The sequence below is a fragment of the Thermosynechococcus sp. genome (assembly GCF_046299635.1).
GTDB lineage: Bacteria > Cyanobacteriota > Cyanobacteriia > Thermosynechococcales > Thermosynechococcaceae > Thermosynechococcus.
In genome coordinates, this window is the sequence record NZ_JBKBHV010000025.1 from 15,892 (window position 1) to 33,043 (window position 17,152).

Annotated in this window: 20 protein-coding genes and 2 tRNA genes; 5 read left to right on the plus strand and 17 right to left on the minus strand. The window is 54.9% G+C overall.

What is annotated here, in order from left to right; translation table 11 throughout:
* Nucleotides 1–3 precede the first annotated feature (3 nt).
* Nucleotides 4–85 (plus strand) — tRNA-Leu (locus ACK4IR_RS09990).
* A 30-nt stretch (nucleotides 86–115) separates the two neighbouring features.
* Here ACK4IR_RS09990 and ACK4IR_RS09995 read toward each other — a convergent pair.
* From ACK4IR_RS09995 to ACK4IR_RS10020, 6 genes are all read right to left on the minus strand, one after another.
* Nucleotides 116–189, minus strand: a tRNA-Val gene (locus ACK4IR_RS09995).
* A gap of 112 nt (nucleotides 190–301) precedes the next feature.
* Nucleotides 302–1,048 carry a hypothetical protein gene (locus tag ACK4IR_RS10000; protein WP_409874218.1) on the minus strand — a complete coding sequence of 249 codons (747 nt, stop codon included), beginning with the start codon at nucleotides 1,046–1,048 and terminating at the stop codon, nucleotides 302–304.
* A 174-nt stretch (nucleotides 1,049–1,222) separates the two neighbouring features.
* Entirely contained in the window at nucleotides 1,223–1,744 is a 522-nt protein-coding gene (locus ACK4IR_RS10005; protein ID WP_409874219.1) for a Ycf51 family protein, read from the minus strand.
* A 99-nt stretch (nucleotides 1,745–1,843) separates the two neighbouring features.
* Entirely contained in the window at nucleotides 1,844–2,257 is a 414-nt protein-coding gene (locus ACK4IR_RS10010; protein ID WP_409874237.1) for an MAPEG family protein, read from the minus strand.
* A 3-nt stretch (nucleotides 2,258–2,260) separates the two neighbouring features.
* Complete coding sequence (locus ACK4IR_RS10015; protein ID WP_409874220.1) at nucleotides 2,261–3,133, minus strand: 6-carboxytetrahydropterin synthase; 873 nt, start codon at nucleotides 3,131–3,133, stop codon at nucleotides 2,261–2,263.
* 93 nt (nucleotides 3,134–3,226) lie between these two features.
* Complete coding sequence (locus ACK4IR_RS10020; protein WP_409874221.1) at nucleotides 3,227–4,282, minus strand: phytoene/squalene synthase family protein; 1,056 nt, start codon at nucleotides 4,280–4,282, stop codon at nucleotides 3,227–3,229.
* 450 nt (nucleotides 4,283–4,732) lie between these two features.
* Between ACK4IR_RS10020 and ACK4IR_RS10025 the strand changes: the two genes are divergently transcribed.
* Nucleotides 4,733–5,383, plus strand: a complete 651-nt coding sequence (locus tag ACK4IR_RS10025) for a phosphorylase (RefSeq protein ID WP_409874222.1) — start codon at nucleotides 4,733–4,735, stop codon at nucleotides 5,381–5,383.
* A gap of 148 nt (nucleotides 5,384–5,531) precedes the next feature.
* On the opposite strand, the gene ACK4IR_RS10030 is transcribed toward ACK4IR_RS10025, so the two are convergent.
* Together ACK4IR_RS10030 and secG are read right to left on the minus strand one after the other, a co-directional pair.
* Nucleotides 5,532–6,032: an N-acetyltransferase family protein gene (locus ACK4IR_RS10030; RefSeq protein ID WP_409874223.1), complete on the minus strand. Its 501-nt coding sequence runs from the start codon at nucleotides 6,030–6,032 to the stop codon at nucleotides 5,532–5,534.
* A 10-nt stretch (nucleotides 6,033–6,042) separates the two neighbouring features.
* A complete protein-coding gene (gene secG / locus ACK4IR_RS10035; protein ID WP_409854098.1) occupies nucleotides 6,043–6,276 on the minus strand; it encodes a preprotein translocase subunit SecG in 234 nt (77 codons plus the stop codon).
* A gap of 109 nt (nucleotides 6,277–6,385) precedes the next feature.
* Here secG and ACK4IR_RS10040 point away from each other — a divergent pair, with 109 nt between their 5' ends.
* The 3 genes from ACK4IR_RS10040 to radA are packed head-to-tail and all read left to right on the plus strand — an operon-like array spanning nucleotide 6,386 to nucleotide 8,585.
* Nucleotides 6,386–6,706 carry a phasin family protein gene (locus tag ACK4IR_RS10040; RefSeq protein WP_409874224.1) on the plus strand — a complete coding sequence of 107 codons (321 nt, stop codon included), beginning with the start codon at nucleotides 6,386–6,388 and terminating at the stop codon, nucleotides 6,704–6,706.
* Nucleotides 6,700–7,185 carry an FKBP-type peptidyl-prolyl cis-trans isomerase gene (locus tag ACK4IR_RS10045; protein ID WP_409874225.1) on the plus strand — a complete coding sequence of 162 codons (486 nt, stop codon included), beginning with the start codon at nucleotides 6,700–6,702 and terminating at the stop codon, nucleotides 7,183–7,185. Before ACK4IR_RS10040 ends, ACK4IR_RS10045 begins: the two co-directional genes overlap by 7 nt.
* An 8-nt stretch (nucleotides 7,186–7,193) precedes the next feature.
* Nucleotides 7,194–8,585, plus strand: a complete 1,392-nt coding sequence (gene radA / locus ACK4IR_RS10050; protein WP_409874226.1) for a DNA repair protein RadA — start codon at nucleotides 7,194–7,196, stop codon at nucleotides 8,583–8,585.
* 4 nt (nucleotides 8,586–8,589) lie between these two features.
* On the opposite strand, the gene cobU is transcribed toward radA, so the two are convergent.
* The 9 genes from cobU to ACK4IR_RS10095 all read right to left on the minus strand — a co-directional run bounded on the left by cobU (nucleotide 8,590) and on the right by ACK4IR_RS10095 (nucleotide 16,722).
* A complete protein-coding gene (gene cobU, locus ACK4IR_RS10055) occupies nucleotides 8,590–9,141 on the minus strand; it encodes a bifunctional adenosylcobinamide kinase/adenosylcobinamide-phosphate guanylyltransferase (protein ID WP_409874227.1) in 552 nt (183 codons plus the stop codon).
* 6 nt (nucleotides 9,142–9,147) lie between these two features.
* Complete coding sequence (locus ACK4IR_RS10060) at nucleotides 9,148–9,996, minus strand: ABC transporter permease (protein ID WP_409874228.1); 849 nt, start codon at nucleotides 9,994–9,996, stop codon at nucleotides 9,148–9,150.
* A gap of 4 nt (nucleotides 9,997–10,000) precedes the next feature.
* Nucleotides 10,001–10,915, minus strand: coding sequence for an ornithine carbamoyltransferase (gene argF / locus ACK4IR_RS10065; RefSeq protein WP_409874229.1), 915 nt, complete (start codon nucleotides 10,913–10,915; stop codon nucleotides 10,001–10,003).
* A gap of 141 nt (nucleotides 10,916–11,056) precedes the next feature.
* Nucleotides 11,057–11,692 (minus strand): glycerol-3-phosphate 1-O-acyltransferase PlsY, encoded by a 636-nt coding sequence (gene plsY, locus ACK4IR_RS10070; protein ID WP_409874230.1) that lies wholly within the window; start codon nucleotides 11,690–11,692, stop codon nucleotides 11,057–11,059.
* A gap of 24 nt (nucleotides 11,693–11,716) precedes the next feature.
* A complete protein-coding gene (locus tag ACK4IR_RS10075) occupies nucleotides 11,717–12,685 on the minus strand; it encodes a DUF3086 domain-containing protein (RefSeq protein ID WP_409874231.1) in 969 nt (322 codons plus the stop codon).
* Nucleotides 12,675–13,079: a DUF3119 family protein gene (locus tag ACK4IR_RS10080; protein ID WP_409874232.1), complete on the minus strand. Its 405-nt coding sequence runs from the start codon at nucleotides 13,077–13,079 to the stop codon at nucleotides 12,675–12,677. Before ACK4IR_RS10080 ends, ACK4IR_RS10075 begins: the two co-directional genes overlap by 11 nt.
* Nucleotides 13,080–13,083: 4 nt before the next feature.
* Nucleotides 13,084–14,457, minus strand: coding sequence for a hypothetical protein (locus tag ACK4IR_RS10085; RefSeq protein WP_409874233.1), 1,374 nt, complete (start codon nucleotides 14,455–14,457; stop codon nucleotides 13,084–13,086).
* Between the two features lie 36 nt (nucleotides 14,458–14,493).
* Nucleotides 14,494–15,198, minus strand: coding sequence for a biotin--[acetyl-CoA-carboxylase] ligase (locus ACK4IR_RS10090; RefSeq protein WP_409874234.1), 705 nt, complete (start codon nucleotides 15,196–15,198; stop codon nucleotides 14,494–14,496).
* A 9-nt stretch (nucleotides 15,199–15,207) separates the two neighbouring features.
* Entirely contained in the window at nucleotides 15,208–16,722 is a 1,515-nt protein-coding gene (locus tag ACK4IR_RS10095) for an NYN domain-containing protein (RefSeq protein ID WP_409874235.1), read from the minus strand.
* Nucleotides 16,723–17,152: the final 430 nt, after the last annotated feature.

The following is a 17,152-nucleotide window of genomic DNA, read 5'->3' on the forward strand; positions in this document are numbered from 1 at the left end:
ACTGCGGACGTGGCGGAATTGGCAGACGCGCTAGATTTAGGTTCTAGTACCGCAAGGTGTGTGGGTTCAAGTCCCTCCGTCCGCATCCTGCAATATTCATCTCAAAAAAAAAGAGTGGACACAACTGGACTCGAACCAGTGACCCCCACGATGTCAACGTGGTGCTCTAACCAACTGAGCTATGCGTCCCTACTAGTTTAGATGCTTACTGATTATAGCGTAGGCCTAGCTTAATCTCAACTTTTAGGCAGAAACGCCGATAGTCCTTAAAGCCTTCATGCCTTAAGAAAAGCAGCGGTCTTTAAGAACCTGTTGTACTCATATTTGGACGAACACAACAGCCCGTCACCGTTAACTTGGCCGCCATCACACTGGTGTCATCCTGGGTACCAAAAGATAGGCGACAACCGTTCAACCAAGCCGGCTGGATTGGAATGGTTAAGGTCTGGGTTTGACCCGGCGTCACGGGAAAAGTGCTCCAAATATAGCCACTGGCCAAGGGGGTGCCATTTTTGATAATGTACCACTTATCGTTACCGGCATTGGGGCTTTGCTGATTTTGACCCCCTTTCAGTGCTTTGACCTGTAGCTCCAGCACAGCCCGTTGAATTTCACAGCAATTTCCTTCTCGACAGGGGTCGGGGAAAGAAAACGTGTGACGAAAATTGGTATCAGCTGTGTTGAAGCCAAAGTTGGTGGCCACGTTTCCGGGTGGGGGTGGCGGTGGTGGAAAATCCCCAGGATTTGGGGTGGCAGGTGCAGGGGCAGCCCCACTCAGAACGATTGTCTGTGGGCGTGGGCAGGGTTTCTGTCCATTCATAGGCGGCATGATTCTGCCAGGTAGCGCTTCCGACTCCTTTTCGAGGGTTGGAGGATCTGAGATCACCGTTCGGCTTTCTGGCTCTTGGGCTACGGAAGGCCGGGGTTGCAGCACATCTGACACAAGAACCGGTATCCCACCGGGCTTACCTTGACTTTGCTCCGGCTTGAAGGCCGCTACCCCAAGTAGGGTTAAGGTTCCCAAAGCCAGCAGACGAAAGTACTTCATCGTGCCAACTCCTTTCTAAACAAGCTGTGATTAAAGAAGAAGTCATTGGCAGAGATGAAGTTCCCAACCGATCCCCAGCGTTAAAAAGTTAAAAAAAACTATAAGAAAATTAATTTTTCAAAAGGAGAACGAAAGGAGTGGGCTGTTGCCTGTCAGAACGCTAAAGTGCCTAATCTAGAATTCCTCGAGCCTAGAAGCCGAGCGGACAGAAGGCTCCAACAGATGCACAGTTACAGTGTCGTTTGTGCGATCGCTCAAGGAACGGCTGGCAACCCCTAAAATGACCGGCTCCGTTACCCCCGGTTCAGGGTGTTCAATAGTGCGCGCAATCACCGTCAGGCGATCGCCCCCTCGGCCAAGCCGTCCCAAGGAAAATAAATCATTGGCAGCCTGTACCAGCGTTGCCTCAAGGGTACTGCGCTCAATGTCGGGGGGCACCGTGATGACCACTTGTGTTGCCCCATTGTCATAGACAAGGGTATATTTGCCGGCACCGGGCACCGGGGAATGAACAATCGGCACAATACTCAGGGCAAAGAGACCCACCGTCACGACACCGAGAAAACCCGTGATACCGACAAAGCGAAAGCGCACACCCCAGCGGAAAACAAATGTCAGCGCAGTCAAGCCAGCCATAACAAGGGTGGCAATTCCAGCCCAGCGGCTATAGGTGGCAAAATCGGTGGGGGTCAGCATAGGTCTTTCTCCCTATCTTTCATTGCAGCGAGGGTAATGGCAGCGTTATCCCAAGAAGAAATTCAGTCCCTTACACTGATAGGTTCTAAAACAAAAAGGCTATTGATGGGCTAACTTGGCAAGACTCTGCCAAAAGAGGGTTAGGGTGGCCGCCGTTCCCACCCCAAACATGAGAGAGCGGCCAAGGGGAAAGTTAGCAATGTAGCAGATGCTGTACAAAAAGCGAGCCGCGACAAAACTGAAGCTAGCGATCGCCACCGTTGAATTACTCACCCCCGCAAAAAGCGTCAGTAGCACCGCCGCCGCAAAGGGCATAAAGGTTTCAAAGCTATTCTCGTGGGCCCACACCGCCCGCTGGGCAAAGGGAGGCAGTTTCTCAAACAGGGCACGGGGAGCCGCCATATCAAAGCCTACCTGCAAGCGCCCCACCACCACAAAAATGTAGGGGAAATAGATCAGTAACGCAGCAGCCAGTAAACTGACGGCCAATAGCCAAGGGGTATTGCTCCACATCACCTACACTCGCTCCAAGACCGGCAGGGCAGTGCTGAGTAGCCCCTCCTGAGGGGACAATTCCTCACAGAGAATTTCGCAAGCATTATTGGGACTCTCAATCAGCTTCACCTTATGCAGCGTGGCACCCAACTCGCGAATCGGCTCTTGCAACAAGCGGGCGATGTAAATCGCGATATTCTCGGCCGTCGGCACCACCGTCGCAAAGTAGGGAATATCCTTATTTAGAAACGTGTGATCCAGCGGTTCAATCACGTGCTCCTTGAGGAGGTTCTCAAGCTGGATCAGATCAACAATCATGCCCGTCCGCGGATGAATAGTACCCTTGACCGTAATCTCTACATGATAATTGTGGCCATGACCGTGGGGACGAGCACACTTGCCATAGAGGCGGCAGTTTTCTTCATAGCTCAGATCCTCAAGGGCTAGACGATGCGCCGCACTAAAGTGCGTACCAACAGAAAGATAGGCTTCCATAGGGTCTCCCGTATAGTCCGCCCAAAGGCGGGAATGCTCAAACAGTCGAATGCGCACAAGGGGTAAATGGGGAGAGAGTCGATCCCAAATCACCCGCGCAATATGTTCAGTTGTCGGTAACGTGGCTTGAAACTCTGGCCACACCTCATTAAGGTAGGAAAAATTCAGGGGGTCAATGACCTCACGGCGAATGATGTGCTTGACATCCGATAGATTCAACACCATGCCAAAGTCATCAACAACGCCCCTCATGGAAACAAAGAGTTCATAGTTATGACCGTGGCCGGGGAAGCGACTATTGGCACCAAACCGAGCCAAATTCTCCGCTTCAGACCATTCTGGTAACCAATAGCGATGACTGGCGGCAAACTCAGCGCGGCGGTGAATAATACAATCCATGTTGGTTTATGAAGATTTGCAACAATTCAGCAATCTCTCCCTATCCTAACGGATTCTGGCTCCCCCAACCATTGGCTTTTTTGGCACATTTCCCTAAAGTCTGCTAAGGATGAAAGGCTTTTGCCGCACTTGGCCAATCAGCCAGCGGAGGCCGTGGTTACTGAGAATGGACAAAGGCCCCATCACCATGAGGGATTTCACCTCTGCACGGCTAATTTTAACCATGCCTCCGGGTTGCAGCATTGCCGTCGAATGGGTCAGTTCCCGCAGGGTGGCATAGGCAAACAGCAGCGGCAGCACGCAAAACAGACGAATCGGAATCGCTGCCTTGGGCACCGATAGGAGGTAGGCTTGGGCTTCATCGAGATCATGCCAAGCCAAGGCAATCAATTCCTTAATCGCCGCATGATTTTGCTCAAGGTGCTCGGCACTGAGGATGGACTGATGACTGCTGCCTTGGAGCATTAGAGATTCATTGGGAATATAGATCGAGTTCTCGTGCTCCGCATCCCAAGCAATATCCTTGAGAATGTTCACGGTTTGCAGGGCTTCACCAAAGGCAGCACAGCGCTTGAGCAGCACTTGATATTCATCGGCACCAATACTGGGGGAATGCTCATACCACAAATCCGTTAGGAGATAGCCAACGGTACCCGCAACATAGTAACAGTACTCCTTATACTCATCAAGGGTTTGAATGCGGATGCCATTGGGGTAGAGGTTAATAAACTTTTTCATCCCATGCACCATTTCGCTAACCCAGCGTTGAACGTGCTGTTGGGATGTGAGGGGCAAAGAACGGTAGAGGGCAAAGACTAGCCCCGTATTTTTCACGAGTTCCACATGGGCTGGCTCCCCCTGAACCCCCCGTGCCGTTTCACCATAACTATTGGCCAGCTCAGAACTGTCGAAACACTCCAGCAAATGATCCAATAGGGCTGTTTTCGCAGGGATACTAGCAACCGGGTCATCCTCAACGGTATCGGCAATGCGACAGATAAGATAGGCCACAAGAACCGCCCGACCCAAATTTCCGGGGAGAAAGCGAATACTGAGGGCAAATGTGCGCGAGACTTGGGGGAGTATCTCTTGGCAAAAGCGCTCGGCATCCTTGACGGAAACTGGGTTCTCCAGCACCATTTGAATCATATGGGGGTTCACTCCTACACGCATTGATCGATAGTTGAGTCAATCCTCGACCGTTCCTCAGGCCAACGCTCTGGAGCAGTCAGTTCGCGATTCTCCAAAGATGCCTCGCGATCGCAACCCAACGGGGGACAATTTTCACAAACAAGGATTGAGCAAAGTCTATAGTTATCATACTCATTTTTGTTTGTCTAGGTGGTCTGTGACAGTTGCCCAGAGTGACTGAGGTCAAAGGGGGGATAGCTCACAATTTGCTAGAACACTAACATAGCTTCAACAATTAACAACGGTATCAGATTTGGCAGAAAATGCCTCTTGTCCACGATAACGGACGCTTGAGTGTGACACTCTTTCCATTGGTCAGTTTCTCAATTGCCCGCGATCGCTCCTTCAAGAAGTCAAGAGGTTCAGCAGCCTTGGTCACCTAAAGTAAAACTCACGAATTCCTAATTCATGGCCTCATGCCTTGTCCTTGTGCCCCAAGGGGCAGAATATCAAGCGGTACAACGGGGATTGCAGCGCGCCAACGTCGCCATTCTTCCCCTCCGAGCGGGGGCAGCCGCGGTGACCACACCGGCCTTGATCCGTGCCCTCCGGAAACGGCCGGCAACGGTTCTGGTGTTGGGGGTCTGTGGTGGCTTACGTCCTGAGGATCGCGTCGGTGAAGTCGTGGTCTATACCACATGTCAGGATGAAGCGGGGCAGATGTATTCTTTAGACCAGACGCTATCGGCAACATTGGCTCCTGCTTGGCGACGGGTGAAGGGCATCACAACGGCGAAAACCCTTTCTAAGGTTCAGGAAAAGCAAGCCCTTGCGGCTCGCTGGGGGGTAGAGGTGGTGGATATGGAGGGGGTGCCCCTGCTCAAGGCTTTAGCGGGAATACCAGTGGCGATGGTGCGGGTGATCAGTGATGGAGGCGATCGCGACCTACCCGATTTGAGTCAAGCCTTTGATTCGCAGGGAAATTTGCGGCCATGGCTCCTGGCGATCGCGATGCTCCGCAAGCCCCTAGCGGCGGCACACTTGATCCAAGGTAGCCTCAAAGCCCTTAAGGTGCTGGAAAAAATTGCTCTGGAGATTGTGCAGCAACTCAGTTGCTAGGATAAAGTTGGCCAGTGTGGGAAAGGTGATGGCGCAGCTCATGGGTCAAGTTTTGGGCATCGCTATGAAATCCTGCGGGAGTGGGTCTCCAATTCTTGGCAGCAGACCTACTTGGCCTTGGATCGGTGGCGCGATGAACAGGGGATGCTCAACCTCTTTCTCCCTGAGCGCTCCCAAGGGTCGTTAAGGCCTCACCGTTAAGGCGGCAGATACGCCAGTCGGGCAATACAGTGGCACCGAGGCGCTCGTAAAATTGAATGGCCTCCCTATTCCAGTCCAGAACGCTCCATTCGATACGGCCATAGTCGCGATCCCTTGCCAGCCGTGCTACCGCCTTCAATAAAGCAGTGCCCACCCCTTGCCGCCGATAGGCAGGCAACACAAACAAATCCTCTAGCCACAAACCGGGGCGGGTGAGAAACGTAGAGTAGGTGGGGAAAAAGAGGGCATAGCCGATGGTTTCAGTTGTGGTTTCGGCTAACAGAACTTGGGCATAGGGGCGATCGCTAAACAGGTGCTGCCGCAGTGCCTCCTCTGTACCGGTTACGGCGTGGCTGAGCTTTTCATAGGCAGCCAAGGCTTGGATGAGTTGGAAAATGATTGGCACATCCGCGGGAGTGGCCGCACGAATTGCAAACGCACAAGACACGCCGACCCAATTAAAGTGAGCGCAGCCAACCGGCGCTGAGGGCAACGGTGAGCGCCATAAACAGCACTGTCAATGTCCACGTCGCACGGTTTAAGGTCGTTTCAGCACTTCTGGTGCTGGTAAAAAGCTGCGCCTGACCGCCGATGCCCCCGAGGCCATCCCCTTTCGGACTGTGGAGCAAAACCAATACAATCAGGCCGACGGCCGAAAATGCCCACAGACCCATGGCAATTTTTTCAATCATCCTCACCCTCACCGGCAATGGGAATTTCTACAACTTGACCGTTTCCTAATCTTACCGCAAGCCTAGGCGCCGGTGGCACAATACAAGATAGGCGTTTTGAACGTGCCCCATGAACCAGCAAAATCTGCTTCAGCAATTGCTTTTAATCGGTGTCGGCACCACTTCTCTTGTGGCCGAAAAGTTGCGTCAAGTGAGCGACCAATGGGTCAAAGAGGGACGCCTCAATGCCGATCAGGCCAAGGCAATCGTGGATGAAGTCCTTGCCCACCTCAAAGAAGATGCCGCCGCCCTCGATGAAGCGGTGCAACGCCAAACGCGCCAGTTTTTAGAGAGCTTGGGGGTGCCGCAACAGTCGGAAATTGATGAACTGCGGGGACGCATTGATCGCCTCGAACGGGATGTGCGGGAGTTAAAAAATCGCTCATGGTAGGACAGCTGGTGCATCGAGCCTATGGCTGGCTCCTCTGTGGTATTGTTCTGGTGGTATGGTTGGTGGCCGTGCCGATCGCGATCGCCAGTGTACCGCTAGAAGCGTCAACGGAGGCTGCGGGACTCATGGGGAATCCAAAGGTGGTGACCACCCCTTCAGGGTTGCAGTACGAAGATATTGTCGTCGGCTCAGGGGCACAGCCTCAAGTGGGCGATCGGGTAACGGTGCACTACACAGGAATGCTCAGCGATGGTCGTATTTTTGATAGCTCCCGCGATCGCGGCCAGCCCTTCCAATTCCAACTTGGGGTCGGTCAAGTCATCAAGGGCTGGGAGGAAGGAATTGCCTCGATGCACGTCGGCGGTCAGCGGCGGCTGATTATCCCTCCCGATTTGGGCTATGGGGCACGGGGCGCCGGTGGGGTTATTCCCCCCAATTCGACACTGATTTTTGACGTTGAACTGTTGGGTGTGCAATAGGGCAAGGGATGCCCAAGGGCAAGGCACTGTACGTCTGCCGCGAGTGTGGGGCAGAATTCCTGCAATACTTTGGGCGTTGTCCCAACTGTGGTCAGTGGAATACCCTTGAGGAGCAGCTTGTTGCCCCTATAGAGACCTCTTCTCGACGCGCCACCCCCCGAAAATCCACAACGCCCCAGCCTCTTAGTGCTAAGGCCTTAGGCGAGATTGGCGAGCAGAGACAGAGCCGCTCTTCTTCTAGCTTTGCCGAGTTGGATCGGGTCTTGGGCGGCGGCATTGTCCCCGGCTCCCTTGTGTTGCTGGCCGGCGAACCGGGGATTGGCAAGTCCACGCTTTTGTTACAGATGGCGGCCACGTTGGGGCAACAGCAGCGCGTTCTCTATGTCTGTGCCGAAGAGTCTGCCCAACAGGTCAAGTTGCGATCGCAACGACTGGGCATTGCTGCTCCGCCTTCTCTCTATCTCTTGGCCGAAACGGATTTAGAGGTCATCTTGCAGGAACTCACCCATCTGCAACCTGAGCTGGCCATTATTGATAGCATCCAAGCGGTTTATCTACCGCAATTAACCGCTGCCCCCGGCTCGGTGTCGCAGGTGCGGGAGGGCACAGCAGCCTTGATGCGCTTTGCCAAGCGGGAGCAGATGAGTCTGTTTATTGTCGGTCATGTCACCAAGGAAGGGGCGATCGCCGGCCCGAAGGTGCTGGAGCATTTGGTGGATACGGTGCTCTACTTTGAGGGAGATCGCTTTGCCAGTCACCGCCTTGTGCGTGCGGTCAAGAATCGCTTTGGCGCCAGTCAAGAGATTGGCGTTTTTGAAATGGGGGCACAGGGGTTAGCCGAGGTCACCAATCCCTCTGCTCTGTTTTTGGGCGATCGCGAGCCGACCCCCGGCACGGCCACCATTGTTGCCTGCGAGGGCACCCGTCCCCTTGTGGTGGAATTGCAAAGTTTGGTCAGCCCCACCAGTTACCCTTCGCCGCGCCGCACCGCCACCGGCATTGAGTACAATCGCTTTCTGCAAATTCTGGCCGTGCTGGAAAAGCGCCTCGGTGTGCCCCTCTCGAAGCTGGATGCCTATGTGGCCTCCGCGGGGGGGCTAAATGTGGCCGAACCGGCTGCCGATTTGGGCGTTGCCGTGGCCGTGGTGGCCAGTTTTCGCGATCGCTGGGTACAACCCCAAACCGTGATCATCGGCGAAGTGGGGCTGGGTGGACAGGTGCGGGCCGTCTCTCAGTTGGAGCTACGGCTGCGGGAAGCCCTGAAGTTGGGGTTTCGGCGGGCCATTGTTCCCGAAAGCCAAGGGGGCGGGATCGCCGGCCTAGAGATCTATCCTGTCCGCCGGGTTACCGATGCCATTGTGGCTGCCCTTGCCCCGCTCTCCTCGGAGACCTCCCCCTGAAAGTTTATGCCCGCCGAGGACGTTGCAGGGGAATTCCCCATTGGTGTAACGGCAGCGCAAAGCCGGTTGTTACAAGATACACTTCCGCCATCAACGGACTTAGCTGCTGACACAGTTCGCCGAGGCGATCCCGAAAACGGCGACCACTGGCGTAGGCAGGCACCACCCCCCACCCCACCTCCTCGGCAACCAAAATGAGTCGAGCGGCACAGGCTTCCACACTTGTCAAGAAGTCGGCAACGGTTGCTTGCCATCGATCCTGGGATTGGTCTAGGCAATTGGCCACCCAAGTTCCCAAGGAATCCACAAGGGCACAGTGGTGAGGCGGCAGCTCACGCAGCAGGGCCGCCAGTTCAAGGGGGCATTCCCGTACTTCCCAGTCAGGGGGGCGGCGGGCACGGTGTTGGGCAATGCGCTGAAGCCATTCCAAATCCTCCGGGGGGGCGATCGCCGTGGCAATATAGATCACCGGTTGGTGGCTTTGGGCAGCAAGGGCTTCGGCCCATTCACTTTTGCCACTGCGACTTGGACCGGTAACCAAGAGGTGCTGAGGCATTGGGGGCTAATTGAAATGGCGGGGATCAAGACGTTCTCCCAACCCCTCACCAAGGAGCGACAGCCCCACGACAAGGAGGGTCATGGCCAACCCCGGAAAAAGGGTCGTCCACCAGATGCCCACCGCTAGCCCATCCAAGGCCTGGCGCAAATCGTGTCCCCACTCCGGCACCTGCGGCGGCAACCCCAAGCCCAAAAACCCCAAGCCGGCCAAGGTGAGAATGGCATCGGCGGCATTGAGCGTAAAGAGCACCGGCAGACTGGGAAGCACGTTTACCAAAAGATAGCGCTGCAAAATTCGGGGGGTAGAAGCCCCAAGGGCACGGGCAGCTTCGATAAAGACCTCATTTTTCAGACTCACGGTGTGGTTGCGCACAACCCGATAGTACTGGGGAATATAGGCGACACTGAGGGCGATCGCCGCATTGAGCACGCCCTTGCCCACCACAAAGGCCACGGTGACGGCCAACAGTAGCCCCGGCAACGTATAGATCGTATCCATCAAAAAGAGCAAGCCGCGATCCAGCCAGCCCCCTTGGTAACCACTCAGCAATCCCAACGGCACCCCTAGGGTTAGGCTGAAAACGGTTGCCACAAAAACAACCTGTAAGGCCGCTTGGGCACCAAAGACGGTTCGCGAAAACACATCATAGCCTAGGCGATTTGTGCCAAACCAGTGCTGCGGTGAAGGCGGCGCATGAATGGGAAAGTCAAGAAATTCTTGGGGATCGGCAATCCAGCCAAGGGCTGCCCCCACGGGAGCCAAAGCCGCCAGCAGCAGAAAAGCACCGCAAATTACGGCTCCCACCAGCAACAATCCCTCCGAAAGGTTGAGTTTACGCCGGCGGCGCAGCATTGTCCTATCCCAAGAGACTGGCAAGCAGTGCCTTTTGGGTATGGAGACGGTTTTCCGCCTGCTCCCAAACACGGGATTGCGGCCCTTCAAGGACACTGGTGGTAATTTCCTCCTCGCGGTGCGCCGGCAGGCAGTGCAAAACGATCGCCCGTGGATCCGCAAGCGCCAAGAGCTGATCATTAATTTGGTAAGGGCGAAAAATCGGCCGGCGATCGCCCGCTTCGGCCTCCTGCCCCATACTGGCCCAAACATCGGTGTACAGGGCATGGGCACCCTTGGCTGCGGCCTGGGGATCCGTAAGAACAGTCACCTCACTCTGGCCGCCACTCAATGCTTGGGCTTGCGCCACAATCTCAGGCAAAGGGGCAAACTGGGGGGGGGAGGCCACCCGAATATTCACCCCCAAGAGGGCACAGCCCAAGAGCAGGGAATGAGCCACATTATTACCATCGCCAACGTAGCAGAGGGTCAGACCCGTCAAGGTGCCAAAGGATTCCCGCAGCGTCAGCAAATCCGCCAAGATTTGACAGGGATGCTCGCGATCGGTGAGGGCATTGATCACGGGGATTCGTGCATAGTCGGCAAACAGTTGCAGTTCCGCCTGAGCATAGGTGCGAATCGCTACAGCATCCAAATAGCGATCCAAGACCCGTGCGGTATCGGGCAGGGGTTCACCGCGCCCCACCTGGGTAAATTGAGGATTCAGGTCAATGACGTGGCCGCCCAGTTGGTACATCGCCACCGTGAAGCTGACGCGGGTACGGGTCGAAGCCTTCTGAAACAGCAGCCCCAACACCTTAGGACAGCGGGGAGCCGCCTTGCCGAGTTTCATCTGCGCAGCTAAATCCAGTAGATACTCCGCCTCTGCCCGTGAGAGGTCGGCAATGCTCAGCAAATCACGGCCCCGCAGTGTTTCCATCACAAATCTCCCCACCAAAACTGGTATCCACTCATGGTAGCAACCTCAGAGGTCTGCCAAATGTACAAATACAACCGTTTTCTAAAATATGGGGGGCATTAAGGAACTCCGAACCTGTCCAAAAGTGACCTTCTAAGGGGTCTATCCCTCCGAGGCGCCCAACCGTGGTTCTGTTCCTGCAAGGAGGCGTTGAATATTACTCTGGTGTCGCCAAATCACAAAAGCCCCGGCAATCACGCTAAAGCCAACAAACGGCCAAGACTGCGTAAAGAGCCAAAACCAGAAGGGTAAGGATAGAGTAGCAGTGATTGAACTCAGGGAGACAATGCGGCTGGCCGCCAAGACCAGCAAAAACACCCCAAAGGTGGCTAAGGCAGTGGGAGCGTTGAGGGCAAGGAGCACCCCTAAACTTGTGGCAACGGATTTGCCGCCGCGCCAGCCCAACCAAATTGGCTTACTGTGAGCCAAAACAGCAATGAAGGCGATCGCCAGCAGCACAAAGTCAAACCAATCAGCCGGCACGCTACTCCAAGATTGACCCAAGACCCAACCCGCCAAGAGAACCGCCCCTAGCCCCTTGCCCACATCCACCAGGAAGGTGACTAGTCCGGGGCCTTTGCCCACCACCCGCAGCACATTGGTGGCACCCGTTGAGCCAGAGCCATACTCCCGAATATCAATCCCCCGCAGCGCTTTCGCCAAAAGGTAGCCTGTGGGAATCGAGCCAAGCAGATAGCTGATCAGCGCCAGCAGTCCAAGGATCACTACAGTAGTCACGGGAGCCTCCGAGGGTGACTAAAACTACTCAAAGAAATCAGAACTACGGCTAGGACGCAACTGGGGTTCAGGGGCAAAACCCAAGAGCAAGGGATATTGCAGCAGTGAAAGGCTGACTTGGGGTTGGGAATCATCAATCAAAATCAGCGGGATATAGTCCTCCTGCTCGAGGCGATCGGCACGAAAGGCCAAGGCATCCGCAGATTCAAAGAGTGCCACCCCTTGATCAGGGCCAAAATCTTGACGACTAATCCCCAAGCAATCTTGCAACCCGCGTCGCCAGTCCCCTAGGCGCTCAGGGGAGTCGGCTAAGACCAGTACCCGCAGCATATCGCCATAGAAGTCCCGCAGGATGGAGATGATCGCGGAAGCAACAAGGATATTTTGCAGCCGACTGGGGAGCGATCGCAGAGCACCCCGTCCCCCCAGATCAAAAAACCAGCTTTCTACCCGCTCAGCATGGATTTGCTCAAATGTGCGTCGCAACTGCCAAGGAGGACCATAGTAGTTGGGGCTACTCCGATATTGCTCTAGCAAGCGGCGAATACGATCTGCTTCCTCCTGAAATCCCTCATCAAGCACCAACTTGGGCGGCGTTGTCGCTGTTTCTGCTGGGGCAGGCGCAGTTGCCGCTACAGCGGGCGTCGGGGGCAGCAATTCCATTTCCTCGACGGTGGTAGCCAACTCCTGCATGCTCTTGACGAGAAATTCCTTGAACCCCTGCACCCGAATGGCAAGTTCTTGGGAGGCGCCGACAAAATTGCGTCGTAGCTCCTGCTCAATGCGTTCTTTGCGCCGCTCTAATTGCTCAATCGCCAGTTGCAGGCTATGCTGCCGCTCTTCTAGAGACTTGAGGTGATCGTGAACAAGACGATGAAACTCCGCATCGAGGGCTTGAATTTCCGCTTTGAGCGCATCGCGCTGGGCTTTGAGAGCAGTGATTTCCTCTGGCGTGGGTTCAGAGAGATCAGTCACCGTAGGGTCATCTGTCATTGCGAACCGTGGAAATAAAGGCTGTGCGTGGGCAGCGTTCTTGCAGGCATTGTACTAAAGTTTTGGCGTCAAACAGAATCGGCAGAAAGTGGATATTTTTGACCTCTCGAAAGTAGAAGAGGATGGGAAAGACTGGCCAAAAGACCTCCCAGTGTTGCCATTGCTGATAGGGAAAGTGGCGAATCTTTTGGCTACCCCGATAGACATCGAGAGCCGTCGCCGTAAACTCTAAACGCAGTGTTGCCGCCTGCACAGCCAAAAATAGCGCAAAGAGCGAAAGGGGCAAGCCCAGCCACCACCGCGACCACCACAGGGGCAGACTTAGCAGCAGAACACCGAGAGGAACGGCAAATGAGGGTTGAAGGCGAACAGTGGCCAAGGAGGTTCCTTGCATGGGCTTACTCCTGAGGGGTCATTGGTTCTTCTAGTTGTGGCAAATCCTCTGGGGTGGGGGCAGTCTCTTGTTCAGTGGCCTCAGAGGCAGTGACCGCTGGGGTGGATTCATCCACAGAAGAAGATGGTTTGGAGGGGACTCGCGGGCTGACGAGGACAGAACGAGTGGGGCGTTCTGCTTTCTTGAAGAGATTCAGACGCTGCCAGAAGGGTTTTTGTGGCGCAGGTGCTGTAGGGGGTGGCTCTTGAATGGCTTCCGGGGTTGGTTCTGGCAGAGTGGGTGGCTCTTCGGCAGCTTTCACGGTGGGTGCTGCTGTTGGTGCGGGGGCAGCGGGTATTTCCTCTACGGGTTCAACGCTAGATGGTGCTTCCTCTGCGGTTGATACAGGTTCTTCAGCCACGGGCGCTTCGGGAGTAGGAGCAGGTGCCTCAACGACAGGTGTTGGCTCTGGGGTAGGTTCAGGTGGCAGATTGCTGGGTAGTTCTGGACTGAGGCTGCTTTGGAGATTTTTCGCTGCCAGTTCTCCCCGCAGCAAACGCGAGAGGGCATCCTTGCCGCCGGGTTGATAGGTGACAAGGCGGGTAATGGGATTGTAGGGAGAGGGAATCCGCTGACCGTTGCCATCAAGGAGTTCGAGGCGCACCCAGTTATCCCCCGGCTGAAGTCCGGTGAGATAGTAGGCCTGCCAGCGATCGACCGTGAAGGCTTGACCATTGATGGTGCAACGTACCTGCCATACCTTCTCATTGTTCAATTGCCGATCCAACGGCAGGTTGCTGAGATAAAAGTCGAGGAGCACCGGTTCAGCGCCATAGGTACCGGCGGGTTGATTGTAGGTGAGGAGGGGAAGATTGGTTGTTTGAGTGTCCTCATCGGCGGTGTAGAGATGAAAGGCAGTTTGGGCATAGGCAAGGGGATTCTTCAGGCTTTCACCCCACGGGTACACCACAAAGGCGCGCAGCAGGTGCGTCCCCGGCTCAAGGTTACTAAATTCAATGGGGGTCGTTAGATCATAGACACTGCGGCTGGGCAGATCATCGAGCACCACCTCCACATGGGGACCGAGACCGGTGCGTTGATCCTGAAAGAGACGTAGCCCTTGCACACTGAGCTTGACGGTGACATTGCGGCTTTGGAGGGTTTGGTTGGCCTCAGGGGTGAGAATTTTCAGCCGAGGTTCATAGCGATCGAACCAACCTTTCATATCCTCAATGGCCACAGGAGCCGCTACTTCAGCCAGCGAGCCACTGGATTTTGCCGCTGCGATCCCTCCCACTGACCACAGGAGAACAATGCCGAGAACAAAAGCAATCGCCCGTTGCCAATAGACCTGCCAACCCTTCATGCGCACCTCAGACGGTTGTAGTACCAAGGACAATTTTCGCAGACGGGCTGCCCACTTCCGCAATCAATTCTAAGGGGCATAGATTACATGGCCACTGCTAAATTCCCGCACTTCGCCATTGGTGAGGCGCACCTGCAATGTCCCGCGATCGCTAATTCCCACACCGATTCCCTGCCACCTCTGTTGTCCTTGGACAAGCGTCAGCGATCGCCCCCGCAAAAAATCGCGCTCCGCAGCTACCCCCGTCCACTGTTGCTGTTGCCAGTGCCAAAGGAGTTCAGCCCGAATTGCCACCAAGAGTTCCAAGTCCGTGGGTACCGCCTCACAAGGATCAAGCAGCCTATGGAGACTCATGGCTTGGGGAAGGCTCATGGCTTGAACATCAACACAACGGTTCAGCCCCACCCCCACCACCAGCCAAGGGGAACGACTTTCACAGAGGATTCCCGCCAGTTTCTTGCCCTCAGCCATGACATCATTTGGCCACTTTAATTGCAGATGGCGATCCACTGCTGGTCGCAGCCCACTCAAAGCATGCATCACTGCTATCCCTGCTTGAATACTGGGGGCAACCATCCCCTGCACCTGCGGCAGAATAAAGGAGGCCGTCAATACCCCCTTCGGGGACTGCCAAGCGCGGTTGTACTGACCCCGTCCCCCTGTTTGTGCCTGAGTATAGATCACTTGACCAAGGTAGAGTTGCTCGGCATGGTGCAATGCCCATGTGTTGGTGCTTTCACAGGTTTCAAGCCAAACTAACCAAGGAAAGGCCATGGCGATCGCCTATTTGGAGACAGAAACAGATGGCTCAACGAGTGCCCGCAAGAGTTCTGGTTTCGGATGTGTCCCCACCCGTTCAAAAAACACCTGAAGGGTCTGGTCTAGCCACTGCACCAGTGCTGTATAGCCCTCGGGAGCTGTTGTGATTTTCTCGGCGACGAAATAGCGATCGCTACTGTGGGGTGCTAGCACGAGAATGTTGGCCGTTTGGCAGTTATTCAAAGCAATCTCGATTTGACTGCGACTGATCTCTGTTGGCGTGGTTTTCTCAATCATGGTGGCCAGTTCTCCTAGGGTGGCCGCGCGATCACGATGCTCAAGGAGCCATGCCAACACATGAGCCAAAACTGTGGGTTGGGCGATCGCTACCCGTTCGTGACTGAGCAGGGCACGATAGGTTGCCAGACTATGCAAGGGCCGCTTCTCAAAATTGGCCATCACCACAGCACTGGGGGGGAGATGCTCCCGTAGACCAAGACGCAGTTGATTGGCACTGCCCTGAGGATGAAAGATGCAGAAGATCGTGTTTTTGCAGGCGTAGCGCAAGTATTCCGAGAACTTGACCATCCCCAACTGCAAAATGTCAAAGTTGGGCAGCAGAGCGTGTACCGCCCCTTGGACTTTACTAATGACTAGCCCTTCCTCCCGCAGGAGCTTGCCACACGCCGAATCACGGCGATACCAATCCAGAATCTCCCGCGTTTTGGCGATCGCCCCCTCGGCATGGCGAGCAAGGCTGACACTCAAATCCGCACATAGACGACGATTATCGGGATCTAAGGGAATTGCTGAGGGGGTTGGCGTCTCAAGGAGGGGGGCAGAACTGACAACAGGCGGGCGGGGTTTTACCGTTGGATCGGGAATGTGGACAAAGGCATCACAAATGGCTTGAAAACTCTTGCCAGCGGCATCCTCATAGGCACAGCCAATTACCGTTTTGCCGTACTGCCGCAACTTCTTCGCGAGAGAGCCAAAGCCGCCATCCCCTGAGACGATTACAAACGTATCAAAGCGATCATCCTGAAAAATTAAATCCACCACATCAATCGCCAGTTGAATATCAGCGGCATTCTTGCGATTCTCGTAGGAAAAGCCAAAGACCTGTACGGGTTCAATACCTAATTGGTGCATTTCCCGGCGCAGCGACGCAAGGCGAGCATCACTCCAGTTGGCATAGGCGCGTTGTAGCAGTACTCGCTCGATGGGGTAGGCTTGGCGAATATGGGCTTGAATAGCACCTAGGGAAATTTTGGCCATATCGGCAGCTCTAATGTTATAGCCTTTGATCAGGTTTTCAATATCGTAGAAAATGGCGGTGCGACGCTGGCTATTCCCAAGGGTTCGGGTTTCAAGGTGTTCCAGTCTTTCCTCTAAACGTTGGAGGAGGTCTTCTATCTGGGGGGTTAGGGAATGGCGTTGACGATCCTGTACCCAACTGCCTACCAATGCCCCCGCAGAACTGACCGCCACCACAGGAAGCGGTTCACGGGTAAGGGCGACGGCGAGGGCACCCGCCACAATCGCTCCTAAGGGAGATATGCACCAGTTCTGCCATGCCATAACTCATTCTACAAATTCTTGGAAAACTTCCTCTCAAACGCTGGTTCTTGCAATAGCGCTATCCCGCGATCGCAAATCATTTTTGCATAGCCTGTCCAGCGGCCACTCCCCCAATAAGGATTGCAAGGCTTATTGGTGCGACTTATGCATGGCGATAAGCTCACGATTGTTGTTGCCTGTCGAGACAGACTCTGCTGATTCGGATTTGAAGTATTCCCGTCCATGGCAGAACAAAACAGTGGATCAATCGTGGCTCTCGCAAAACCTGAACATTGTCCAGAGACCGAACTCACAGCCGATCTTCTTGTCGTCCTTCACGTCTTCAGTTGCAGGATGCACGGACTCAGAAGCTACCGGAAGAAGATCAAGGAAGATTCGAGTTTACCTA